The following is a 21,924-nucleotide window of genomic DNA, read 5'->3' as shown; positions in this document are numbered from 1 at the left end:
GTTGATGAAACCGGGCACAAATCGTATCCCGAGACCGTTTTATCACATGATGGATGATTTGAAGAGCATAAGGCGACGAGTAAAATTTACCTCCGGCGCAATTCTCATGATTCTGATGACGCTACTGACTTATGCAATCGCAGAATCGGAAGATATAGCAGGTAGCAAGGAGAAGATTATGACATACAACAAGCTGACTCTGGAAGAAGAGCGAGTCATTGTTCATAAGGGTACAGAAGTGTCGTTCAGTGGCAAGTACAATGATCACAAACAGATCGGTACATATATCTGCCAGCAGTGCAATGCACCTTTGTACCGATCGGAGGACAAGTTCTCATTAGGCTGTGGTTGGCCGAGTTTCGACGATGAAATACCCGGAGCAGTGAAGCACCAGCCTGATACCGACGGCAACCGAACAGAGATTGTCTGCGTCAGCTGTGAAGGAAACCTGGGTCACGTCTTTCTGCGCGAAGGTTTCACTCCTAAAAATACCAGGCACTGCGTCAATTCCATCTCACTCGTCTTCGTTCCCGTAGAAACGTCCAGAGGAGTGGAGAAGGCTTATTTTGCTGGCGGCTGCTTCTGGGGAATCGAACATCTGCTGCGCCAGCAGGAAGGGGTACTGGAAACTGAGGTCGGATACATGGGTGGAGTGGCGGAGAACCCGAGCTACCGCGAAGTCTGCGCAGGCCAGACAGGTCATACGGAGACTGTCGAAATAACCTTTGACCCATCGGTGACATCCTTTGAGACTCTGGCACGGTTCTTTTTTGAAATCCACGACCCGACTCAGAGCAATTGCCAGGGGCTAGATGTTGGACCGCAGTATCGGTCGGCGGTCCTGGTAACCAGTGATGAACAAGAAAAGGTGACTCTGGAGCTTATCACGATTTTGAAGGAGAAGGGGTTCGATGTGGTTACCGAGGTGGTACCTGCAGGAGAGTTCTGGCCGGCCGAGGAATACCATCAGGATTATTATGAAGACACCGGCAAAATGCCCTACTGCCATTTCTACCAGAAGCGATTCTGATTTCAGTAAAAAACACCACTACTAACCAATAACGTCATTGCCAAAGTTTATGTGACTCGGGGCTATTGGAGCCAAAATCGCATCCAAAAAATACTGTCGATTGTGACCTCAACACCGCTTTTCCCAATATTCCTAATCGATCTGAAAACTCAGATGAAAAATTCTGGGTATTGAACGGTTAACCCTGCATCTATCGTAATAGCCTACAATACAACACATTAACAAACAGTTGACTGTTCATTGTCAAGAACTACTCTACTTGTTTAGCAAGACACGGCTTAACTTCAAGTCAACCGTGTCCTGATTAGGCTGAACCGCTGCACAATCTTGTGGAATCTGCTTTAGCTTGAATATGGATACGGGATTTCGTATATTTATCACTAGAGTTCCTAGTAATTGTGGGAATCAACAGATAGGAGGATATGTTGTCTAAGAAAAACTGTAGTCTATTCGGGGTTGCGATCCTCACTCTCATTCTTGTTGCCCAGCCGGTACTGGCTCAGGAGAAGCCGATCCAGCTTTCGTTGTTTTCTCCGATTCAACTCGTTCCTGAAGAGAATCCAATATCAGGTGTTCGACTCAGTTTGCTGTACGGACGGAATAAGTATGTCACGGGCTTGGATTGGGGGCTTGTCAGCCATTCTACTTCGGGCATGTCCAAGGGTGTGCAGTTCGGGTTTGTCGGTCTTGTTGACGCCGACTTCACGGGCTGGCAGAGCACTGCGGTGAACATTACCAAAGGTAATTTCGAAGGGTTCCAGTGGGGTGTTGTGAACTACGCTGGCCACGCCAGTGGATTTCAACTTGGGCTTGTCAACTATGCCTTGAGCATGAAAGGTTTGCAGATCGGATTGGTGAATATCATCAAGCAGGGAGGTCAGTTTCCAGTCTTTCCTATAGTCAACTGGTCTTTCTAACAAGTATATGACGGGAGCCAGATGCTCCTGTCTTACTTACCAGAAAGTTTCGATATGCATCCCAGCAACCTCGCCATGATACTGAAGCCACATTATCAGTTCGACATTACTTATTCGGCGAGCCAGGATTCAATAATATCAATAATGTCCGAAAGATCATCGGTGATAATATAATCAGATGCCTTTCCCTTCAATGCGTCGGAATAGTTTATGGCGATTGACTTACTACATTTTTTAAAGATATCAATATCTGATTCGCTATCTCCAATTGCAACACACTGGTTCAAGCAAATACTGTTATTTGCACAAAAATCATTAAGACCATTTACCTTTCCTTTACTTCCCAGGTGAGATAAGATCTTTCCGGTAAATTTCTGGTCTTTTAATTCATACTGACTGCCATAAATACCATCGAAATCAAATTTAGTCCCGAGGATATTGGCAACTTGAATTGGCCCTGCTGTTATTAGTACCGATTTCACTCCCTTTTCTTTCAAATATGTCAAAACCATTTCCAGATTCTGAATAAGTTCTATATTGTCATCGAATTTGTCATCTGCATCTCTGAAACTGAGGCCTTTGATTAGTTCTGCCTTAAGATAATCGGCCTCAATCCACGGAATATTGTTATCGTCTTCAAGGCATTCTATTTTTTCAAATTCACTTAATCTATCATTTTGTATACAGAGATATCTAACAGAATCGGTGTTCCTAATTATTGTTCCATCCAAATCAAAAAATACAGCTTTTATCTTCACGGGTAACAATTCTCGTTATATGAATCTACTGGACATCAAAACAAGATATTAAAACTTTCAATGTATCATACATCATCAAATAGTTTCTGTCCACTTCTTCTACGGTCCGGTACCTTGAAGTGGGTATAGCGAAAGAAGAAGTTAAATGGCAGGAGTGTGATGTCTCACGCTTCGATGTTTTCAATTACCCAGTTGATGAACGCGTTTCGTATGCCCCGCTTTTTGTACCGTTTTATTCATTAGCTTATAGCATCTGTCAGCCAACAAACCTCACTCTCAGAAAACTTATCCAGCATTTGCGTTCCAGTTATCTTATATTCATGCGTGGGGTAGGCGGCGAAAAGCCCTGCAAATGATTAAAACCTAAATATACAATGAGGATAGTATGATCAGGGTAAGAAATCCTCAATTATTACTACTCGTTTTAACAATGTATATTTTACGATTTCAACAACCGCGCGAGTAGTACCAAACTGTAGCTGAGCCGTTCTCTGCGTAAGCTAATACCCAGCCTGTTGCAATGATGTTAGTTCCTCCGCCAGTGCAGATATTACCATCAACTACTACGACAAGAAACCAGACATCCTCGTTAACATACTTAACATCGGCCACGCGCACGTCTGGATATTCTCCCAATTCCTCAAATTGTCTGAATGGAGCAGATGTGTCGGGGCGCTCGAAAAGCCGTTTGTCCCAATCGGCAGACAAATAAGTCAAATCGCGTACTACGATATCAGGGTAGCTTCGGAACTTGCCGGCGTCGGTTTGGCTTAGCCACCCAAAGATCTCCTTCTCCCCGTCAAAGTACCGGAGCTTGTACCAGAAGTCTCCACCCGAATTTCTGGTTCGATCGTAAACCACAGCGGACACCTGTTCGTAGCTGTGTTCGCGGGACTCCAAGTGCTTATGGTCTCGAACGACAACCGCAATCTTCGCGTCAATATTTGGCTCTACATATAAAACAACCGGCCCTCTGGGTATGTCCTGTCCATCTTTACCCGAGATCTCGTGGAAAGCAGCGACCTCGACAAGGCCAATCATACGTTCGGTTGTAGTTGCAACAGAGGGCACCAGCAGTGCCACAAAAAAAGCTAATCTTCTAATCATATTCTTGCCTTCTAATGTACTATTATTCATCGGTTTTGTGTGGCAATTCTGCATACCGGAATGACAGTGTCAATAAATCCTTGGAATTACATTTGTAAATCAGGGTAACGACAGTGGCTTGCTGCCGCTATACTGGGACAAAGTAACATCCTCATCCCTGCGACGATTCAAAGGACAGTTATGACTCAGGACTATCCCAATCCCTTCAACCCTTGTCGACTGGGTAGAGCCGGCAGGTGCGCATACTGTTGTTTGATATGGTACTAACTCCTCCGGTAAAGCTGTTTCGATATGCGTCAATTCTATAGGTTCCAGGCTGAAGACCATGTCGTGACCGAGAAGATGCTACTGCTGAAATACACCCCGGAAAACGGTCACAATATGGTCAAAATATTGTGTAATTCCTTGTGCTGCCACGCGAATATGGGGTTCTAATCCTCTATTTAATTGTTTTCCATCTCGTTCCGATTAAAATGAAATAGCCGTATCTCACCTCGAAATCGAATTCCACCAAAGTTTTCTGAGAGTGATATTGGGGTTACTTATTTTGATACACAATAACTTACGGATCCTCGCCACACAAGAGTGTCATTAGACATAGGACCCCCGTTAATTACATTTATTCTTGATTCAATCGGTATACTTCCCCTTATTTATAGCATCAATCATTAATTGCAGGTTCCGGTGGGAACGAATGAGTGGGAACTAATACAGAAGGACAGGAAAAGGATGAATACTGAAATTTATGAAAAACTGGCGCAGGCTTTGGATAGATTACCAAACGGATTTCCGCGGACTCCTTCCAATGTTGAAATTACATTGCTGCAGAAGATATTTTCGGAGGAAGAAGCAAAGCTGGTGGGGTGTTTAACCGGGACAATGGAACCGACCAAAGCTATTGCGCATAGAGCCGGACTTCCTGTCGACGAGGTGGCGGCCGCGTTAAAAGAAATGGCTCAGAAAGGGTTGGTGTGGCTTGATAGAAGCTCCGACGATGTGAAGTTCCGATTGGCTCCGTTCGTTGTAGGGATTTATGAAGCACAAGTATTTAGCATGGACAAGGAACTGGCTCAGTTGGTTGATGATTACCTCGCGGACGGCGGAGCGGCAGGAATTATGAAGTATGATCCGGCGCTTCATCGCGTGATTCCGGTGCGGGGTGCGGTCACGGGAGATTGGGTGCTTCCATACGATGACGTCAAGAAAATCCTTATGAAAGCGAAGTCGTTTGCCAATCATGATTGTATTTGCCGGGTTCAAAAAGCGCATCTGGGACAAAAATGTGATTTTCCTGTCAGGAATTGTCTGGTGTTCAATCTACAGAGCGGAACGCCGGGATTCGATTCTATATCGCAGGAAGAAGCTTTGGCGCTTCTTGATGAGGCTGAAGAAGTCGGACTGGTGCACTGCGTTAGCAACGTCACTGACGGTATCGGGTATATTTGCAATTGTTGCGGATGCTGTTGCGCCGTTTTGCGGGGGATCACAGAATGGGGCATAAGTAAATCGGTTGCCTATGCCAACTACTACGCTGTTGTTGACTCCGATAATTGCAGCGATTGTCAGACCTGTCATGATAGATGCCAGGTGAACGCGATTGAAACGGAGGATGATGTTTCGGTTATCATACGTGAACAATGTATCGGATGCGGATTGTGCGTGACAGAATGCCCAGAGGAAGCGATCGAATTGAAACTAAAACCGGAGAGTGAGATAGTCCACCCGCCTAAAGATTTTCCAACCTGGGAAAAGATACGCCTCGAAAGCCGCGGGTTGGCATAATCATCCGTTCAAGTGCCCTTTTATATTTGCGGCAACGTCAACAGCGAGGGCGGTACCGACATCGTTATTGCATCAGTCTTCAATTGACCAATGGTTACATTCGCAACTCAAATATCGTAAGTAACCCTCACATTATTATAATATTGTTTGAATTAACACCTTTGGTTTGGTCGCTTCCCACTATAAAAATTACGGGCTTCGCATAACCACCCCCGCTTTCATTAAGCCGTAATACAACAATGCCTTACGCTCCCGCCACGACAGTCGATAGGCAGTACTTCCGTCATATACGACAAAATTTCTTCTATCTCCCTCGCAGCAGACGGCATCTCGCCGATTCTAATCGACATTGACAGTATGATCTATGCTGCCTATGTTAATGTTGACATGAATACCTTAGGTAAACCGTGAGGTGAGTCATGAAATCTTCATGGTTCTTTCTTTTCACAATCCTGATAGCACTCGGCCTGGTTCTCTGCGCTTTGGGATGTGGCGATGACAATCCTGCTAACTCAGGTGATGAAAACACAATCGAAACCGGGAGTGTCACTGATCTTGATGGAAATGTCTATGCCACGGTGAAGATTGGCAACCAGTGGTGGATGGCTGAAAACCTGCGCGTGACTCATTATCGCAACGGCGATGAGATCAACGTAATCACCGACAATACGGGCTGGTTTGAAACCAGAGTCGGTGCCTGCTGCTCCTACAATAACAGTGATACAATCATCGACACATACGGAAGGATATATAACTCGTATGCGGTAGTTGATAGCCGCAAAATTGCTCCTGCAGGTTGGCATGTGGCGTCCGACAGTGAATGGCAGACTCTTATCGGTTTTGTCGGTGACTACTACACGGCCGGTGGTAAATTGAAACAACGTGGGACAAACCATTGGCGCAGTCCAAACACGGGAGCCTCAGATGAGTACGGATTTACTGCCCTTCCCGGCGGCCAGCGTATGCCCGCCGGCCACTTTGATAGAATGGAAGAGGAGGCATATTTCTGGACATCATCCTACCTGAATGCTACTACAGTGCTCAATACCAGTTTGAGTTATAGATCAGCTGAGATCCTTCGAGGTGGAAGTTGGCCGTATGCGGGAAAGTCAGTGCGCTGTGTGAAGGATTGAAGAATGTCAGGTTTGGTCCGGCGAGTACGTCTTTAGACAATTCGGACAAGTGGTGTTGCAATCTAAGCCACGGTTTGTGCTCTGGCAATGTCCTTTGGGCCGCGTTCTCCATCACCCAGTTGCGACCGGCACTCAGCAGAACCCGGTGTAGGATTCAAGAAGGTTCCTGGTGTCCTCCCACTGCAGATAGTTGCGAAATTCGTATAACCAACACCGCTTTCCTCATCAGAGTATCCTCCTAATCCTCAAGTTGAGGGCTTAACAAAGGTCAAGCGGACATCCTTAATATTTATCTTCATATCCTGAATCAAATGACCTATCCTGGCTATCAAATGAGTGAGAAGGAACTGTTAACCAAAGCCAAGGCCGGTGATTTTGAGGCCTTTCTTTCCCTGGTGGATGCTCACAAGGGCAAGGTGTACGCTATGGTTCGTCGGTTGACACAGAACAAACAGGACGCCGAGGATATAATGCAGGATACACTGCTGAAAGCCATCGACAAGATCGATCAGTTTCGCGGGGATTCTTCGTTCGGTACCTGGCTGTACACTATTGCATTGAATTTCGCTCGTGGCCGGTTTGCGCAAAAAAGCCAGGCCGACCTCAAGCCTATTGAAGAATATCTCCCTGGCCTCACCGACAGTGGCAGTCATAACCATGAGCAATCAGCCCTGTTCGACTGGAGGGATCCGCATAAACAACTGGAAACAGAGCAGTTAAAAAAGATAATCGACGAGGCTATCAACGAGTTACCATACAAGTATCGGGAAGCCTTTATTTTACGGTACGTTGAAGAGTTGTCTGTGAAGGAAGTTGCCCGGTTGACCAAACAGTCTGATGCTTCGGCCAAGTCGCGTATTCTGAGAGCGCGGCTGGCGTTGCGCGATCGGCTGGCAAAAACGTTTGAGGATGAATATGGCCGGAAAGTGTCCTGAATACATAAGTAATCTCAACGACTATCTCGACGGCGGTGTTTCCCCCGAACTGTGCGCCGAAATCCAGGCCCATCTGGGCGAATGCCGAAATTGCCGAATCATGGTTGACACTCTCAAACAGACCGTAAAACTGTGCCGTGACGGAGTGGAAGAACAGCTGCCACAGGCGCTTGAAGAGAAGCTCACGGGTCTCCTGAGAAAACACTGGGAAAAGAAGTTCGGGAGAAAATAAGGGACCGATTTATTAGACATTGTAGGCGACACCCCTGAGAATGCCAATATTCGCCTCGATGGTTTCTGCGCCACGCTTTCCTGATATCAGGACCAAGTTGTTTTCCTGCAGCCTCTTCAGATGGCGAGAACGAGTACTGGAATCGACGCCGGAGTATAGAGCTCTCACGGGGGGAGAACTCATGAACTTCTTTAGCGGTTGGGGTTCATCTTCCACGAGCAACTCCAATACGTTTACCATCCGTCTGATCAAGCGGTGAGGGCGTTTCTTCTTCTCACGATATAGGTAGTGAACATAGTCCTTGAACATTAATTGGCTTGTCTTTATGACAATTCTGTCTCTGATGTAATCCATCTCCTTTTGCACACCCGTAAGGCCGAATCCGACGAATTCCGCAACTGATCCGGTGGACCGCACATTTCGTAGCTCTTGTAAGTACTGGTCTCTGTTACCATACCAGTAATTTGACAGGAGAAAGAAAAACTGGCTAGGCATTCTTGCTTCTGTCAATAGGCAGTACGCTTCTAGTGCTCGCGCGGTTCGTCCGTTTCCATCGAAGAAAGGGTGTATCTCGGATATATAGTAGTGCGACATCAGGGCCTTTAGGAACGGATCGCCACCCAATCCCTGTTGACTGGAATTGTACCACTTTACGAATCCGTCCACCGCAGTTTCAACTCCAGCTTGATCTGGAAAGAGAGATGGAAGGAGAGGAACCCCAAAGTGGACTTGCCCTGTCCTAAGTTGGCCCGGCTTGTTAGACGGATCCGGCAAGTCCCGAGTGATGAATGTGTGCATCTGTCGCAGAAACCCAACACTCATCTCAGTGGGACCATCTGCACTGGTTTGGTCCACTAAAAACTCGTAGACATTGCGAATATTCTGGTTCTCCTGTTCCAGCCTATTGAGAGTTTGGCCCTTGTCAGACTTCTCAAAAGCCGCTGCTATTTCATTCTCGGTCAGCGTATTTCCCTCAATAGCAGTAGTACTGCCAACTGCCCGTTTCAGTTCATTCCTGAAAATCACTGCAGGAACTCGAGGTGAAGAGGGCATTTCAGTAACCAAAGTCAATAGACCACTGATCCTGTTTATTGGTCGGAAGAGTTCGATGGCTCTATCCAGATCGACATCATCCAGCAAGTCAAATTGGAGAATTTTATCTTTGCTTAGCGGCATTGCAACTCCTTATGCATGTGTATATGCAATACTATCTTATTGCGTATTAACAAAATGTAGGCATTTTGAAAAAAACGTGCAAGTAGAAATGCAATCAGAGTTGCAGCGTATTTCTCAGTCTATGTGTTACCTTTAGTTTGCTTTCGAGTCTCATCAGTAGACCTAAGCTGGACCGGAGAGGGATTTGGGGATCAAATTTATCTCCGATGGTCCCATTTTCTGAATCATTTCTGTCGCTTCCTTATCTAACTCTGAAAGACAAATAATAGCGGATGGAGGAAGTGCCATGAAGAGAGGACTTACAGATTTTTCTATCAATCACCCCTGGTGGGTTATCGGTCTGGCTGTAGTTGTTACCGCCTTTTTTGCGGCCCAGTTTCCGAATATGACGATCGATACTGATCCTGAGAATATGCTCAGAGATGATGAGCCGGTTCGGATTTTTGAACACGAAACCAAAGATAACTTCGGTCTGTCAGACTTTATCGCGGTGGGCATTATTAATGAAGAAGGTGCCTTCACGCCGCAGACGCTCAACCGGGTTTACAACATTACGCTGGAAATCGAAGACATCGAGGGGGTCGTCGCCGATGATATTATGGCTCCCTCAACGGTCGATGATATCAAGCAGGGAGAAGATGGTTCATTAATAGTCGCTCCCCTGATGGAAGATGAGATCAAGACGCAACAGGAAGCTGACTACATTCTTGCCCGCATAAATGACAACCCGATTTTCAAGGGCAAGCTCGCCTCCGAGGACGGCAAAGCGGTGGCGATCATGATCCCCATCGAATCCAAAGATATGTCCCGTCGTATTGCGGGAGAGATTCAGGTTATCACGGAAAAATATGGCGGCGACGAAGAGATTCATATTGCCGGGCTGCCGATGGCGGAGGACTCGTTTGGGGCCGAGATGTTTTCGCAGATGGCTTTTTCGGCTCCGGCCGCAATGGCGATCATATTCCTGCTCTTGCTGATGTTCTTCCGTAAGATACGAATCATTCTGGCGCCGATGATCGTGGCTTTGATGTCGGTGATCTGGGCGATGGGTCTGCTTATTATGACCGGCAATACGGTTCATATCATGTCGTCCATGATACCGATATTCCTGATCCCGATTGCAGTGTTGAACTCGATACATATCATCTCGGAATTTCACGACCACTATAAAAAGTACAAACACAAGGCTACTACTATCCGGCACTCCATCGAGGAGTTGTTCCTGCCGATGTTATTTACTTCTGCGACGACCATTGCCGGATTCATCTCTCTGGCTTTGACGCCGATCCCTCCCGTGCAGGTGTTTGGGATATTCGTCGCCTTTGGTATTATCGTGGCCTGGTTCCTGTCGATAACGCTCAATCCGGCCATTGCCATTCTTATACCGGATAAGGCTCTCAGGGACTTTGGCCGGGAAGACGACAGCGGTGGTATTTTGTCATGGATTATGCGTGTTTTTCACAATTTGTCTTATAACAACAGTAAATCGATTGTCTTCACTGCCCTGGCTTTGATCGTCGTATCAGCCGTCGGACTGTCACTGATCGTGGTGAATGACAACCCGGTCAAGTGGTTCAAGAAATCACACCCTATCCGTGTGGCCGACACCGTGATGAACCAGCATCTGGCCGGGACCTATATGAACTACCTGGTGGTCGAAGGCACCGAGGACGATGCGGTCAAGGCACCCGAGGTTCAGCAGTACATGGAAGCACTCCAGCGCGAACTGGAGAAGGATGAAATCGTCGGAGGTGTTTCCGGTCTGCCTGATATTGTCAAGAAAGTTCGTTATGAGCTTTTTGGAGCCGACTCATCCAAGGCTTTTCTACCTGACAACCAGACTGAAATTGCTCAGATGCTGTTTCTCTTTGAGATGTCAGGTGGTGATCCGGAAGACCTCTTCAAATTTGTCACCCCATCATATGACAAGGCCAACCTCTGGGTACAGTTGAAGGCGGGCGACAACGTCGCCGTGTCGCGGGTAGTCGAGCGGGCCGATGACTTCATGGCCACCCACAAACCACCAGCCGGCATCACTGTCCACTGGGCCGGGTTGCCATATATCAACATCATCTGGCAACACGAGATGGTTACCGGTATGAGAAAGTCGCTTCTGAGTTCGTTTATCGTAGTGTTTATAATGATGATCCTCTTGTTCCGCTCATTTCGCTGGGGATTCATCTCAATGTTGCCATTGACCATCACCATCATGGCCATCTACGCCTTTATTGGCTACATCGGTAAGCCGTATGACATGCCGGTGGCGATACTAAGTTCGTTAACACTGGGACTGTCGGTGGATTTTGCCATCCACTTTATCCAGCGCCTACGCATGATTCACAAAAAGACCAACAACTTTAAAGAATCATTTGACGAGATATTCAAAGGGACCGGCAAGGCGATCAGCCGCAACGTGCTCGTAATTGCGATCGGCTTTATCCCGATGATATTCTCTACCCTGGTGCCCTATATAACAGTGGGATCATTCTTCCTGGCTATCATGGTTGTCTCGGGATTGGTAACGTTGTTGCTACTGCCGGCCATCACCCGAATTTTCGGCAACGTTCTGCTGCCGGTGATGACGAAGACTACCAAGTCCGGCCACGCTGAACCCAAGATCACAGCCAACAAGTAAGTAAAAAAGAAACATTAGATATGAAAGACAAGGAGTGAGAAATGAAGACATTATTAGCCAATCTGACCCTGATCCTGGTGGCCATCGTTGTTGCTAGCGGAAGTGCATTAGCCCAGGAAGATGCTATCGAAATAATGAAGCAATCGCATCTGACCTACTACTACGCTGCCGATGACGGCGCAGCTACGGTGACGATGACCATCACCGACAAGCGCGGTAAGGAGCGGGTCAAAGAATTCATTATGCTGCGTATGGACGAGGAAGAAGGCGGCAAGCAGAAGTACTATACCTATTTCAAGAAACCGTCGGATATTTCGCGCCTAACTTTCATGGTCCACAAGATTCCGGACGGCAATGACCTACGCTGGATCTATGTTCCCTCGGTCGATCTGATCAAACCACTTTCAGCCGACGATAAGAACTCAAGTTTTGTCGGGTCCCATTTCAGCTACGAGGATGTCTCCGGTCGGCATTGGAGCGAGGATGAGCACAAGCTTCTTGGAGATTCCACTATTGACGATGCACCGGTGTGGATTATCGAGTCGGTTCCAAAGGATAGCTACAAAGGCTTTGCGCGCAAGATGTCCTACGTTGACCAGAAAAACTACCTGCCGCTGATGGAACGATATTTTAGCAAGAAAGACAGACCAATTCGGCTCTTCCGAGCCGAGAAGATCGAAGAAGTTGATGGGATTCTCACTATGACGGTTCGTTCCATTGAGAATCTGAAGAAGGGCGGTAAAACAGTTATCGCATTTGACAACATCGAGTACAATGTTGGGATGGATCAGTCGATCTTCACGGAACGATACCTGAAAAACCCACCCCGCAAGTATATCAAGTAGCTGAGGTGATGCCATGAATAATCTAATCAAATTGGGTGTAATAGGGCTGCTGGTAATTTCAGCAGCCACCGCTCAGGCGGATGTATACATAGATGGATTTCTCCAGAATCTCCAGGGCGCACGACTCGATGAAACCAATCCGACCACAACCGAGATGACCGCCTCGGAAACGAGATTACAGATGCGGGCCGAACACTTTGGTGATGGAGCGGAGTTTTTCGGAAGGCTTGACTTTATCTATGACGGCGCCGATATGAGCACTTACGAGTGGGAGCTTCGCGAGGGATACACTAAGTTCCGGTTGGGGCAAAAGGTCGATGTTAAGCTGGGTCGCCAGATTCTCACGTGGGGAACCGGTGATCTAATTTTCATCAACGATGTTTTTGCCAAGGACTATCAATCGTTTTTTGTGGGGCGCGATGATCAATATCTAAAAGCTCCCCAGGATGCCATGCGTATCGACGCCTATCTTGGTCTCGGCGATTTCTCGCTGGCGTGGACACCTCGTTTCACACCTAACCGTTTGCCGACCGGAAGGAAGCTGAGCTACTTCAACGGCGAGCAGATCGTTGGCGACGGTAACGAGTTTATTGTACCCGTACCGGAGAGTAAGTTCGAAAATGGCGAGTTTGCGGCAAGGTTCAGCCGGATGTTCGGATCGTTCAATACTGCGCTCTATTTCTACAAGGGATTTTATAAGAATCCGATGGGCGCGGAGATTGTTATGATTGAGGCGATACCGGTCCCGATTCCGCTCTATCCGCGGTTGAATATCTACGGCGCATCAATCCGTGGACCACTTGCCGGCGGCATACTCTGGGTGGAAGGCGGTTATTATGACTCCCGTGATGACGAGGATGGAGATGATCCGCTGATGCCGAATTCGCAGGCTTCGGGTATGATCGGTTTTGAGCGACAAGTAGCTTCCAATCTGACCATCAACGCCCAGTGGCTGGCTGAGTATATGATTGATCACGACATTTATAGCGGCCAGAATGAGGTTAACGGGATGTATGTACGTGATGAAGTACGTCATATGGTGACCTCCCGTATCACCAAACTACTGATGGACGAACTGCTGACCTTGTCTGCTTTTGTATTCTACTCGCCGACTGACGAAGACGGATATGCGAGATTTTCAGCCAGATACAAATATAGTGACGAATTGACTCTGACCGCAGGTGGTAACTTCTTTGACGGCAACCATGAAGCGACCGAGTTCGGCCAGTTTCAAAGGAATGATAATGCTTATGTGAAGGTCACGTATGGCTTCTAGATCGTGCGTGGTTTTCTGGAACCAAAATGAGGATGTTCGACTTGGAACCGAATATTCTCGGCTTGGCTCGATGGACTGGAGGATAGAGAAATGACAATTGAAAATTCAATCAGACTCCTGGCCGGTAGTATGATTACAGCCTCATTAATCTTATACTTCTTTGTCTCACCCTATTGGTTATTGCTGGCAGCATTTGTCGGGTTTAATCTGGTGCAATCGTCGCTCACCAGGTTCTGTCCGGCGGAGATATTCATCAAGAAGCTATTCTACAGCAAGTGACAAGACGGACAGGCTGGCAGCCTGCCCACAAGCATCATTGATTGTCAATATCGTGTTGGCCTGTCCGTTCTTCACCACGAGGCTGTCGAAGACGTCGCACTGATTCAGTTGATGAGCTCCTTGATCTTATCAAGTAGTTCATGATCCTTGACAGGCTTCTCGAAATATGCGGCTGGTGCCGGGACCTGCTTCCTTGAGGAGATGAATCTCTCGAATTCCCGGGAGACACCGGTCAACATGACGACCGGAATCGCTTTGAGTGAATCCGAATCACACAAACTTCGATACATCTTGATACCCGACTCATTGGGCATAGAGATGTCAAGAGTGATGAGATCAGGTTTCTCCTCCTGGGCCTTCGTGAGTCCCTCGTTGCCGTCAATAGCCTGAATCACGATGTAGCCACTATTCTCGAATAAAACGGTAAGCCATTTGACAATGTCAGGCTCATCGTCAACGACCAGAATCTTCTTGGTTGACATATCTTAAACCTCCGTTAGAGAGCTGTTAATATCGTCATCTGCAATTTTCTTCATTTACCACCGAGTAATTCCTTGAATTTGCGTAGGGTTTCGGGGTCAGCATCGTCAATAATGTTTTTCAACTTGTTCTGGATCTCCACTTGTTCAGCGGCAATTTTTTCTTCTGCTGAAGTATCCATCCCAAGTATGTTCTTGACGGCCGCTATGTAGTTGTCCGGCTTGACCGGTTTCTCAAGATAGATTCCCGGGCCCGACATGGTCAGCTCCTTGAGATCCGATCGACCTGATTCGTCTCGTGCATGGCCGGTGACAATGATGATTGGGATATTTGCCCATTTCGGGTTTCTACTCAGATCATGGTAGAATCTGGCACCGGACTTTTTGGGCATCACCAGGTCCAGCGAGATCAGGTCCGGTATGTTTTTCTTGACCTGCTTCAGAGCCTCAAAGCCATCCGAAGCAGTTTCTACATCGAACCCGGCTTCGATCAGTGCTGCTTTGAGGAATTTGCGAACGTCGGCTTCATCGTCAACGACCAGGATCATTTTATTGGCCCTGTCTGTCATACTGCTCTCCTATCTACTCCGTTCCGAATTCTCTGATTTACTTGAATCCTCATACAATGTCACCAGCCTTTTCCGCGGAAATTCCATCCGGAAACGAGCACCCTTGTCAGGCTCAGATTTTACAACAATCTTACCACCGTGCTCCTGAACTATTTTTCGTGTAGTCAGTAGTCCCAAGCCAGTTCCTTCTCCACCTTTGGTCGTAAAAAAGGTTGTAAATATCTTCTTCTTGACATCATAGTCAATTCCACTGCCATTGTCAGACACTTCGAACACGAGTGTGCCTTTTTCTTCAGTAAGCCGGATTATCACCTCGGTTCCCTTTTGTTCACCCATCTGGCAAGCATCGATGGCATTGGAAACAAGATTCGTCAGGCAAGTGTGTATGCCATCCGGGTCAAGCGGGGCCTTTCTGACACTGCGTGGCAAATCAACCTTTAGTTCAATGCCTGACTGGGCAGCGATATCCTTGTAAAGATCGACAATATCATGGATCAGATCGGCTGGTTTGATCATTCTAAGTTCGGGCAGACGGCCCTTTGAGAAACTCAGGAAGTCCTTCACGAGACTTGTTGTCTTGTCGAAGTTTCGCTCCAACATCTCCCATCCCTCGGTAATCATCTCACTGTCATTCTTCTTCAGCCCCAGACTCACGATATACTTACCGCCCTCAAGTCCCATTAAGATGTTCTTGATGCTGTGCGCGAGACCGGCGACAGTCTGACCCACGGCTCCCAACCGCTCGGCTTCGATTACATCGTGTTCGAGTTTCTTCAGAGCCGTTACATCAGTTGATATTTCTATGACGTGAGCGATGTCTTCACCCGATCGTGCCAGAGCAGAAGCAGTGACTGCGTAATGAATATCCTGTCCACGCTTGCCCATTCCAACCTGATTGGAGCGGTGTACTTTTCCATCCCGGAATGTTTTTTCGGCCGGACAGTTTGGACACTTCGAAGTACGACGCTTGTAAACTTCATAACAGTGACGATTAACCACATCACCGAAGCTTCTCCTGAAAGCTTCGTTGGCTCGGGCGATCCGGTAGTCTTTGTCAATAACCGCAATGTAGCAGGGAACCCGATCAAAGAGGACCTGGTACTCCTGTTGCCAGCTTTTGGTACCGGTGACAGTTCTTGTCATCTCAAGAACATAATCAATCGGGCCGTCTTCGGTTTTGCGAAGCGGTGCTACATGCCCTACATAGTGCGTCGACTTACCGTTTTTGTCGACCCCTACTGCATCCGCCACAACGACTTTACCATTATCAAAGACACTGTCTGAAGGGCATTCGTCGCAGGGGCGATGGAGCTTCTTGTAGACGGCATAGCATTTCTTACCGCGCCAATCGCCAAAGTTTCTCTCAAAAGCCTCGTTGGCTTCAACGACATTGTACTTGCGATCAATCACGGCCACACAAAATGGCACTTCATTAAACAGTGCCTTATAGACCATATCCTTCAGGCGTCGTGGCTGATCGACTCGTTCTTTTCGCTTCATCGGTCGGGTTGCCCCCCTTCAGATGGATTGGAGCCGGTGAGTTGTCGGACCTTTGCCAGATACTTGTCAATATCAACCGGTTTCTCAAGATAGCCATCCGGTTCGGGAATCGATTCATTCGGCAGATAGGCTCGAAAATCAAACTTATCTTCCTGCTCGGCACCACTTATGAAAAGTACCGGAATGGTCTGAGTGTCCTTACTCTCTCGGAGTTTCTGATACATCGAGACTCCAGACTCTCGAGGCATCATAATATCAAGACAGATAAGGTCAGGCTTCAAGTCGCTCACCATCTCATAACCTTCCTCGGCACTATTGGCCACCGTCGGGGAGAAGCCGTTGGCACGCAGAATCATGGCCAGGTACTTGGCCACATCAGGTTCGTCATCAACTATGAGTACGTTAGCGCCCAACCTGTTCCTCCTGCTTCATGGCGGTCTCAAGAGTAATATCCGGCATGATGACATTCTCGCCACTGTGTGGGCTGAGAACCTCGATCATTTTCACTTGAAGGTAATCCGGCTGGGCTCCGGTATGGCAAGTCACGCATAGTGTCAGGGTCGCTTTGGTAGAGTCCTTCGCGCCAGCCAGCTGATGACAGGCCATACACTGCTTGTGCATGGCATCGACATACGACGATGCCAGATAGGTGTCTAACGTATCGGCGGCACTATCTGCATAGAGATCACTATGACAGTCCCGGCACTTCATAGCTGAAGATTTCTGTTTTTCCATTTCGGGCTGATGGCAAACATAGCAGCTAATGTTTGCTCCATCATGGTCACCGTGCCAATCATGACGGAAAACGTCAGTCGTCGCATACATGTTTCGGTGGCAGTCGGAGCACGCGCTCTGCTTATCTTTGGGTATGTTCATGTGATGGCATTTCACACATGACTCCTTGCTGCCAAGACTATCGACATGCCGGGCATGATTGAACATGGTTCCAAAGGAGTTGTGATTACCATCGACGAACAGTGTATCTCCACCCAGAGCACGCTGAGCAGGGATCATCTTCACGCCCTTACTCTGAATTTCATCTCCGGGCATAAATGCAAACCCGAGAGCGAAAGCCAGTATAAACGCAAGTGAGTACTTTGTGCGTGCGGCAACAAGAGGAGTGCCCAACCAGACCCGAGATGAATAGTCAAAGACAGGTTCGGTGTGGGGATCGCTTTCAGGATGTCTGGGGCGTTTGTCCCAGATATGGAACCTCTCGACAGCAAATAGGAAAGCCAACGCAGCTGCCGACACAACTCCCAGACTGACTGCAATCTCCATCCACGAGGGAACGTAGGAATCTCCGGTGGTGCTGAGCATGGACAACCCACCCACATTCATGCGATTGAAAATCATCCCGAACACGACCAGGAATGATCCTACCCATTGTCCGCCTGCACTCAAGCGGATGCGGGGAATTGAGAATAAAACTATCGGAATGATGGTCGATAAGAGTAACTCGGTCACGAACAGATTACTCTCCCAGGAACCATCAAACATCATACCCCATTCGCCAGCCAGGGCAATATCTCCCAGCTTCACAATGAGGTAGACCGCCAGTACCCAGATAGCTGCTTTTGCAAGACCGGCGACTCTTTTGGTGTCCGGTTTGCGGCGATACAGCCAGTGCGATGCCAGACTCTCCAGCGACACCATCATCAACCCCAGAGCTACTGCTGAAACAAAAAATTGTACCGGCATTATTGCCGAGTACCACAGAGCGTGCATTTTCTGGGGCATGATCAGAAACAGCGATCCAAGCGATGATTGATGCAACGTCGAGAGCATTATGCCCACCAGGACCAACGGGAACCGCACTTTCATCAGAACACTACGAATCCTGGCATACCGGCTGAACTCCTCCAGCGGTACAGGACTGAACTCCAGAGCCAACACAGTGGAGTACAGCATCACACACCAGCCAACTTCAAAGAGCGGTGAATGCGGATTCCAATAGATTATCATGTGCCAGATATTCCATGGCAGGCCCAGATCAACAAGTAGTCCACCAACGACCGCTATATATCCAAGAAAAGCTGTCAACACTGCTGGCTTGACGAGGTCGTGATACTGCTCACGTTTGAATATATAGAACATGGCTGTCATTACAAAACCACCGCCAGCCAGAGCAACGCCAGCCATGACATCAAAGCCAATCCAGACTCCCCAGGGGGTAGCGTCGGTAAGATTGGTCGTGACTCCCAGTCCAAAGACAAACCTGGTCACACCAACAGCCGCCGCCAGACCTAACAGAGTCCAAAGGACAGTTTTTGTATTCTGCACTCTATTCATAGATCAATCCTTGTCCTCATTCTGATTTTCGCCAAGTTTCATGCGGCGTTTGATTATCCAATTGAGCCCGTACATCACGCCCCCCATTCCGGCGAACGCATACGGAACTGATTTCATAGCCAATTCAGTTGTCTTCGGCAGTGGTGTAGTACTGGTCTCGGAACCATAGGTAAGGAAGCTCAGATCAATGTCCGAGATATACAAAACAGATGTACCACCAAACTCGTGTTCACCCCATACTCGGTCAATATATTGGCCGGGGTGTTCTTTTATCCGTCTATGAGCTTCGGCAATCAACTTGTCGCGATCACCAAAGATCGTTGCCTGCGTAGGGCAGACTTCTGTGCAACCAGGTTGTTGTCCCTTCTTGACCCGATCATAGCACATAATGCACTTCTGAACATACGGTACTGGTTCGTCCCAGTCGTAGCGTGGGATGCCGTACGGACAGGCCATCATACAGTAACGACAGCCAAGGCACTTGTCCTTCTCGTAGACAACGATCCCTTCCGGCGTCTGGTGCAATGCCCCAACCGGACAGACCGAGGCGCAAGCTGGCTCGATACAGTGACGGCACTGTTTGCGAATAAACTGCTTGTCCGGTTTCTGAACAATTGATGTCCAATTCCTCGATGAGAGACCATCGTTTTTGTGCCACTCACGAGGTACATCCTGAGCAAGTCCGTTAACCGTTTTGCAAGCGGCTACGCATTCCCGGCAGCCGATGCACTTGGTTACATCGGTCAGAATTGCGGAACTCATACCGGTGCTCCTTTCTTGTTCAGGGTCGTGCAAACATCATCATCGGTACCGGCGGGAAATTTCCAGGCCACATTGGAGATAACCTGAGAGAGAGGAGTCAGTATACAATGGGCCAGCTTCGTAAATGGCAGCAGTATGAATATCACCTCTGCTGATAATATATGCACAAGCATAGATATCTGATAAGTTGCCGGACCAACATTCAAATTGGCACAGATGTAGCCGCTGACAAACGGGATAACCAGTACCAATGGCCACAGGTAATCCTGCTTGCGACTGATGAACCTCGATGCAACGCTACCCACTCGGCCAACAAACAGCGCCAGAGCGAACACTATGGTCGATATTGTAAGCCAGTCAGCCCACTCTTTGGGTAAGGTCCACCAGCCGAAGCCAATAACGCCACGCCAGAGTTCCACGTGAGCATACAGAAATATTGGCACCAGCAAAAGGCCAACGTGAAACAGTATTGAGAACAAACTGTACGCTGGTCGTCTGGTGAAGACGCGGTTAACAGGAACAAGCCACATCAAGGTACGCCGAACAATAAACCTCCAGGGCAGGGTTTTGTCACCGGCCTTGCGATAAGCTTCAACCGCACCGAAAATATCCAGCGCGAGGATTCGAAGAAGGCCGAGCAACATCACGGCCAGACTCACTCGAAACAATGGGCCTCGCGCAAAATCCAGGAAGGCATCCATAATCTATTTGTCCTCCTCACTGTTGTCATCTTCAGGGATCGCTACTATAAGCGAGTCATCGAAAATAATCGCTTTGTAGATCAAGTCATGAAGTCCCACGACTTCGCAATCAATCTCCTGGTCTTCCACCAGCTCCTTGAGCTGTTTCTTGCAATTGGCACATGGAGCTACCAGGTATTTGCAACCGGTCGCCCTGATCTGATCGGCCTTGAGTTTCCCACCAATCGTAGTACGATAGGCGCGTATCTCATCGAGTGACACTGTGCCACCACCACCACCGCAACAGATATTGTCTTCGCCTTTGGGTGTCATTTCGACGAAGTTCGGGCAGAAGGCTTTAAGAAGTTCACGCGGTTCGTCGATAATCCAGCCCTGACGGGCGATATTGCATGGATCATGATACGTTACCTTCTCAGTGATCCCGTTGGGATCAAGCTTGAGTTTGCCCTCTTTCCATACTCTGTGTGTATATTCCATGATATTGATCACTGGAAAAGCATCTTCACCACCGCAATAGGTAGGCAGGAATAACTTGGCGGATCGGGAGGCGTGACCGCATTCACCGATCAGTACCGTTTTTCCTTTGAGGCGTTTTGTCTCAACATCGATCTTCTTAACTACGCGCTCAAGAATACGATCACTATAGAAAAGACCGTAGTTGATACCGTCGAAATAGCCAGTGCCAGTGGTCCATGAGTCACCTGTGGCCGTAAAAACAGCCGCGATCCCCATAAGCGTTTCCGCTTCCATCAGGAAATCTGATACGGCCGGAAAGAACACATAGTCGGCTCCCTCGACATCCAATGGGAACTTGATATCGACGCTCTTCTCCTCAAGCATGTCTTCCGAAAGGAACTCCAGCGTATCAACCAGTGCCGGAACCGGTATCGCCGATGTATTGCCGGATGTTCCCTCTAGTTGCTCGCGGGTGCTGACCACCAGAGCACGGGGAGCAATCCCAATCTCGCTCAGAATGTATCTCCCCAGGTGGGTGACAAGTCCGTGATCGATACCGGATGGGCAATCGTTGACACATCGACGACAGGCGGTGCAGTTGTAGAAGCTCTCGGCCATCTCCTGAATCTTCTCATCTGTAAGATACCCCGAACCGGTGACACGTCCGCGCAGTATTCCCCCCATAGTGAAATGCCTGCGGTAGACACTCAGTAACAATTCTGACCGATAACAAGGGATGTCCTTGAGGTCACCGGTCGCCTGATAGACTTGACAAGTGGTGGCGCATCGGGAACACTTGGCACTCACTCTGATGAAGTGATCAAGGGCCATGCGGTAGTTGGAATGTTTCAGTATCGCGGCAAAGGCCTCAAGAAACTGACGCGGGCGATCGTTGATATCGAAATCCTCAATGTGATAGCGCACGTCGAGTTTTTGCTTCTCAATCACCTCTGGTTTTCTGGTGGATACGAAGGCCTTTTGTCTCTCCTCCGCAGTGATCTGTCCTGTGCTCATCTAATCTACAGTCCTAGCCGTTGTCGTTGCCACATCATAGGGCAAG

At 48.1% G+C, this 21,924-nt stretch carries 21 protein-coding genes; 10 read left to right on the top strand and 11 right to left on the bottom strand.

The window, feature by feature from the left end:
* The first annotated feature begins 178 nt into the window (after positions 1 to 178).
* Both KOO62_10125 and KOO62_10120 read left to right on the top strand, forming a co-directional pair.
* Entirely contained in the window at positions 179 to 1,030 is an 852-nt protein-coding gene (locus KOO62_10125; protein ID MBU8934350.1) for a bifunctional methionine sulfoxide reductase B/A protein, read from the top strand.
* 473 nt (positions 1,031 to 1,503) lie between these two features.
* Positions 1,504 to 1,947 carry a hypothetical protein gene (locus KOO62_10120; protein MBU8934349.1) on the top strand — a complete coding sequence of 148 codons (444 nt, stop codon included), beginning with the start codon at positions 1,504 to 1,506 and terminating at the stop codon, positions 1,945 to 1,947.
* 110 nt (positions 1,948 to 2,057) lie between these two features.
* On the opposite strand, the gene KOO62_10115 is transcribed toward KOO62_10120, so the two are convergent.
* Positions 2,058 to 2,705: an HAD-IB family phosphatase gene (locus KOO62_10115; GenBank protein MBU8934348.1), complete on the bottom strand. Its 648-nt coding sequence runs from the start codon at positions 2,703 to 2,705 to the stop codon at positions 2,058 to 2,060.
* 447 nt (positions 2,706 to 3,152) lie between these two features.
* Complete coding sequence (locus tag KOO62_10110) at positions 3,153 to 3,812, bottom strand: hypothetical protein (protein ID MBU8934347.1); 660 nt, start codon at positions 3,810 to 3,812, stop codon at positions 3,153 to 3,155.
* Between the two features lie 729 nt (positions 3,813 to 4,541).
* Between KOO62_10110 and KOO62_10105 the strand changes: the two genes are divergently transcribed.
* The 4 genes from KOO62_10105 to KOO62_10090 all read left to right on the top strand — a co-directional run bounded on the left by KOO62_10105 (position 4,542) and on the right by KOO62_10090 (position 7,894).
* Positions 4,542 to 5,594, top strand: a complete 1,053-nt coding sequence (locus KOO62_10105; protein ID MBU8934346.1) for a 4Fe-4S binding protein — start codon at positions 4,542 to 4,544, stop codon at positions 5,592 to 5,594.
* A gap of 419 nt (positions 5,595 to 6,013) precedes the next feature.
* The gene (locus tag KOO62_10100) at positions 6,014 to 6,727 is read left to right on the top strand and encodes a fibrobacter succinogenes major paralogous domain-containing protein (protein ID MBU8934345.1); all 714 of its coding nucleotides are present in this window, start codon (positions 6,014 to 6,016) and stop codon (positions 6,725 to 6,727) included.
* A 332-nt stretch (positions 6,728 to 7,059) separates the two neighbouring features.
* Positions 7,060 to 7,662 carry a sigma-70 family RNA polymerase sigma factor gene (locus KOO62_10095; GenBank protein MBU8934344.1) on the top strand — a complete coding sequence of 201 codons (603 nt, stop codon included), beginning with the start codon at positions 7,060 to 7,062 and terminating at the stop codon, positions 7,660 to 7,662.
* Positions 7,643 to 7,894, top strand: coding sequence for a zf-HC2 domain-containing protein (locus KOO62_10090; protein MBU8934343.1), 252 nt, complete (start codon positions 7,643 to 7,645; stop codon positions 7,892 to 7,894). The genes KOO62_10095 and KOO62_10090 overlap by 20 nt, the downstream gene beginning before the upstream one ends.
* Before the next feature lie 12 nt (positions 7,895 to 7,906).
* Here the strand turns inward: KOO62_10090 and KOO62_10085 are convergent, their stop codons facing one another.
* On the bottom strand, positions 7,907 to 9,070 hold the full coding sequence (locus KOO62_10085) for a Fic family protein (GenBank protein MBU8934342.1): 1,164 nt from the start codon (positions 9,068 to 9,070) through the stop codon (positions 7,907 to 7,909).
* Between the two features lie 286 nt (positions 9,071 to 9,356).
* On the opposite strand from KOO62_10085, the gene KOO62_10080 reads away from it, so the two are divergent.
* The 4 genes from KOO62_10080 to KOO62_10065 all read left to right on the top strand — a co-directional run bounded on the left by KOO62_10080 (position 9,357) and on the right by KOO62_10065 (position 14,105).
* Entirely contained in the window at positions 9,357 to 11,705 is a 2,349-nt protein-coding gene (locus tag KOO62_10080; protein ID MBU8934341.1) for an MMPL family transporter, read from the top strand.
* A 41-nt stretch (positions 11,706 to 11,746) separates the two neighbouring features.
* Positions 11,747 to 12,550 carry an outer membrane lipoprotein-sorting protein gene (locus tag KOO62_10075; GenBank protein ID MBU8934340.1) on the top strand — a complete coding sequence of 268 codons (804 nt, stop codon included), beginning with the start codon at positions 11,747 to 11,749 and terminating at the stop codon, positions 12,548 to 12,550.
* 13 nt (positions 12,551 to 12,563) lie between these two features.
* The gene (locus KOO62_10070; protein ID MBU8934339.1) at positions 12,564 to 13,826 is read left to right on the top strand and encodes a hypothetical protein; all 1,263 of its coding nucleotides are present in this window, start codon (positions 12,564 to 12,566) and stop codon (positions 13,824 to 13,826) included.
* Between the two features lie 90 nt (positions 13,827 to 13,916).
* A complete protein-coding gene (locus tag KOO62_10065) occupies positions 13,917 to 14,105 on the top strand; it encodes a DUF2892 domain-containing protein (protein MBU8934338.1) in 189 nt (62 codons plus the stop codon).
* 104 nt (positions 14,106 to 14,209) lie between these two features.
* Here the strand turns inward: KOO62_10065 and KOO62_10060 are convergent, their stop codons facing one another.
* From KOO62_10060 to KOO62_10025, 8 genes are read right to left on the bottom strand one after another with little or no spacing between them, the layout of a single operon-like run.
* Positions 14,210 to 14,587, bottom strand: coding sequence for a response regulator (locus KOO62_10060; GenBank protein MBU8934337.1), 378 nt, complete (start codon positions 14,585 to 14,587; stop codon positions 14,210 to 14,212).
* A 50-nt stretch (positions 14,588 to 14,637) separates the two neighbouring features.
* A complete protein-coding gene (locus tag KOO62_10055) occupies positions 14,638 to 15,153 on the bottom strand; it encodes a response regulator (protein MBU8934336.1) in 516 nt (171 codons plus the stop codon).
* 9 nt (positions 15,154 to 15,162) lie between these two features.
* The gene (locus tag KOO62_10050; protein MBU8934335.1) at positions 15,163 to 16,653 is read right to left on the bottom strand and encodes a PAS domain-containing protein; all 1,491 of its coding nucleotides are present in this window, start codon (positions 16,651 to 16,653) and stop codon (positions 15,163 to 15,165) included.
* Complete coding sequence (locus KOO62_10045; GenBank protein MBU8934334.1) at positions 16,650 to 17,066, bottom strand: response regulator; 417 nt, start codon at positions 17,064 to 17,066, stop codon at positions 16,650 to 16,652. Before KOO62_10045 ends, KOO62_10050 begins: the two co-directional genes overlap by 4 nt.
* Positions 17,056 to 18,945 (bottom strand): Ni/Fe-hydrogenase cytochrome b subunit, encoded by a 1,890-nt coding sequence (hybB, locus tag KOO62_10040; protein MBU8934333.1) that lies wholly within the window; start codon positions 18,943 to 18,945, stop codon positions 17,056 to 17,058. Before hybB ends, KOO62_10045 begins: the two co-directional genes overlap by 11 nt.
* A 3-nt stretch (positions 18,946 to 18,948) precedes the next feature.
* Positions 18,949 to 19,707: a 4Fe-4S dicluster domain-containing protein gene (locus KOO62_10035; protein MBU8934332.1), complete on the bottom strand. Its 759-nt coding sequence runs from the start codon at positions 19,705 to 19,707 to the stop codon at positions 18,949 to 18,951.
* Positions 19,704 to 20,408 carry a respiratory nitrate reductase subunit gamma gene (locus KOO62_10030; GenBank protein ID MBU8934331.1) on the bottom strand — a complete coding sequence of 235 codons (705 nt, stop codon included), beginning with the start codon at positions 20,406 to 20,408 and terminating at the stop codon, positions 19,704 to 19,706. The genes KOO62_10035 and KOO62_10030 overlap by 4 nt, the downstream gene beginning before the upstream one ends.
* 3 nt (positions 20,409 to 20,411) lie before the next feature.
* The gene (locus KOO62_10025) at positions 20,412 to 21,878 is read right to left on the bottom strand and encodes a (Fe-S)-binding protein (GenBank protein ID MBU8934330.1); all 1,467 of its coding nucleotides are present in this window, start codon (positions 21,876 to 21,878) and stop codon (positions 20,412 to 20,414) included.
* Between the last annotated feature and the right edge of the window lie 46 nt (positions 21,879 to 21,924).

This window comes from Candidatus Zixiibacteriota bacterium (assembly GCA_019038695.1).
Taxonomy (GTDB): Bacteria; Zixibacteria; MSB-5A5; order GN15; family FEB-12; genus B120-G9.
Note: the sequence above shows the minus strand (reverse complement) of the source record. Positions and strands in the feature narration are given on the sequence as shown.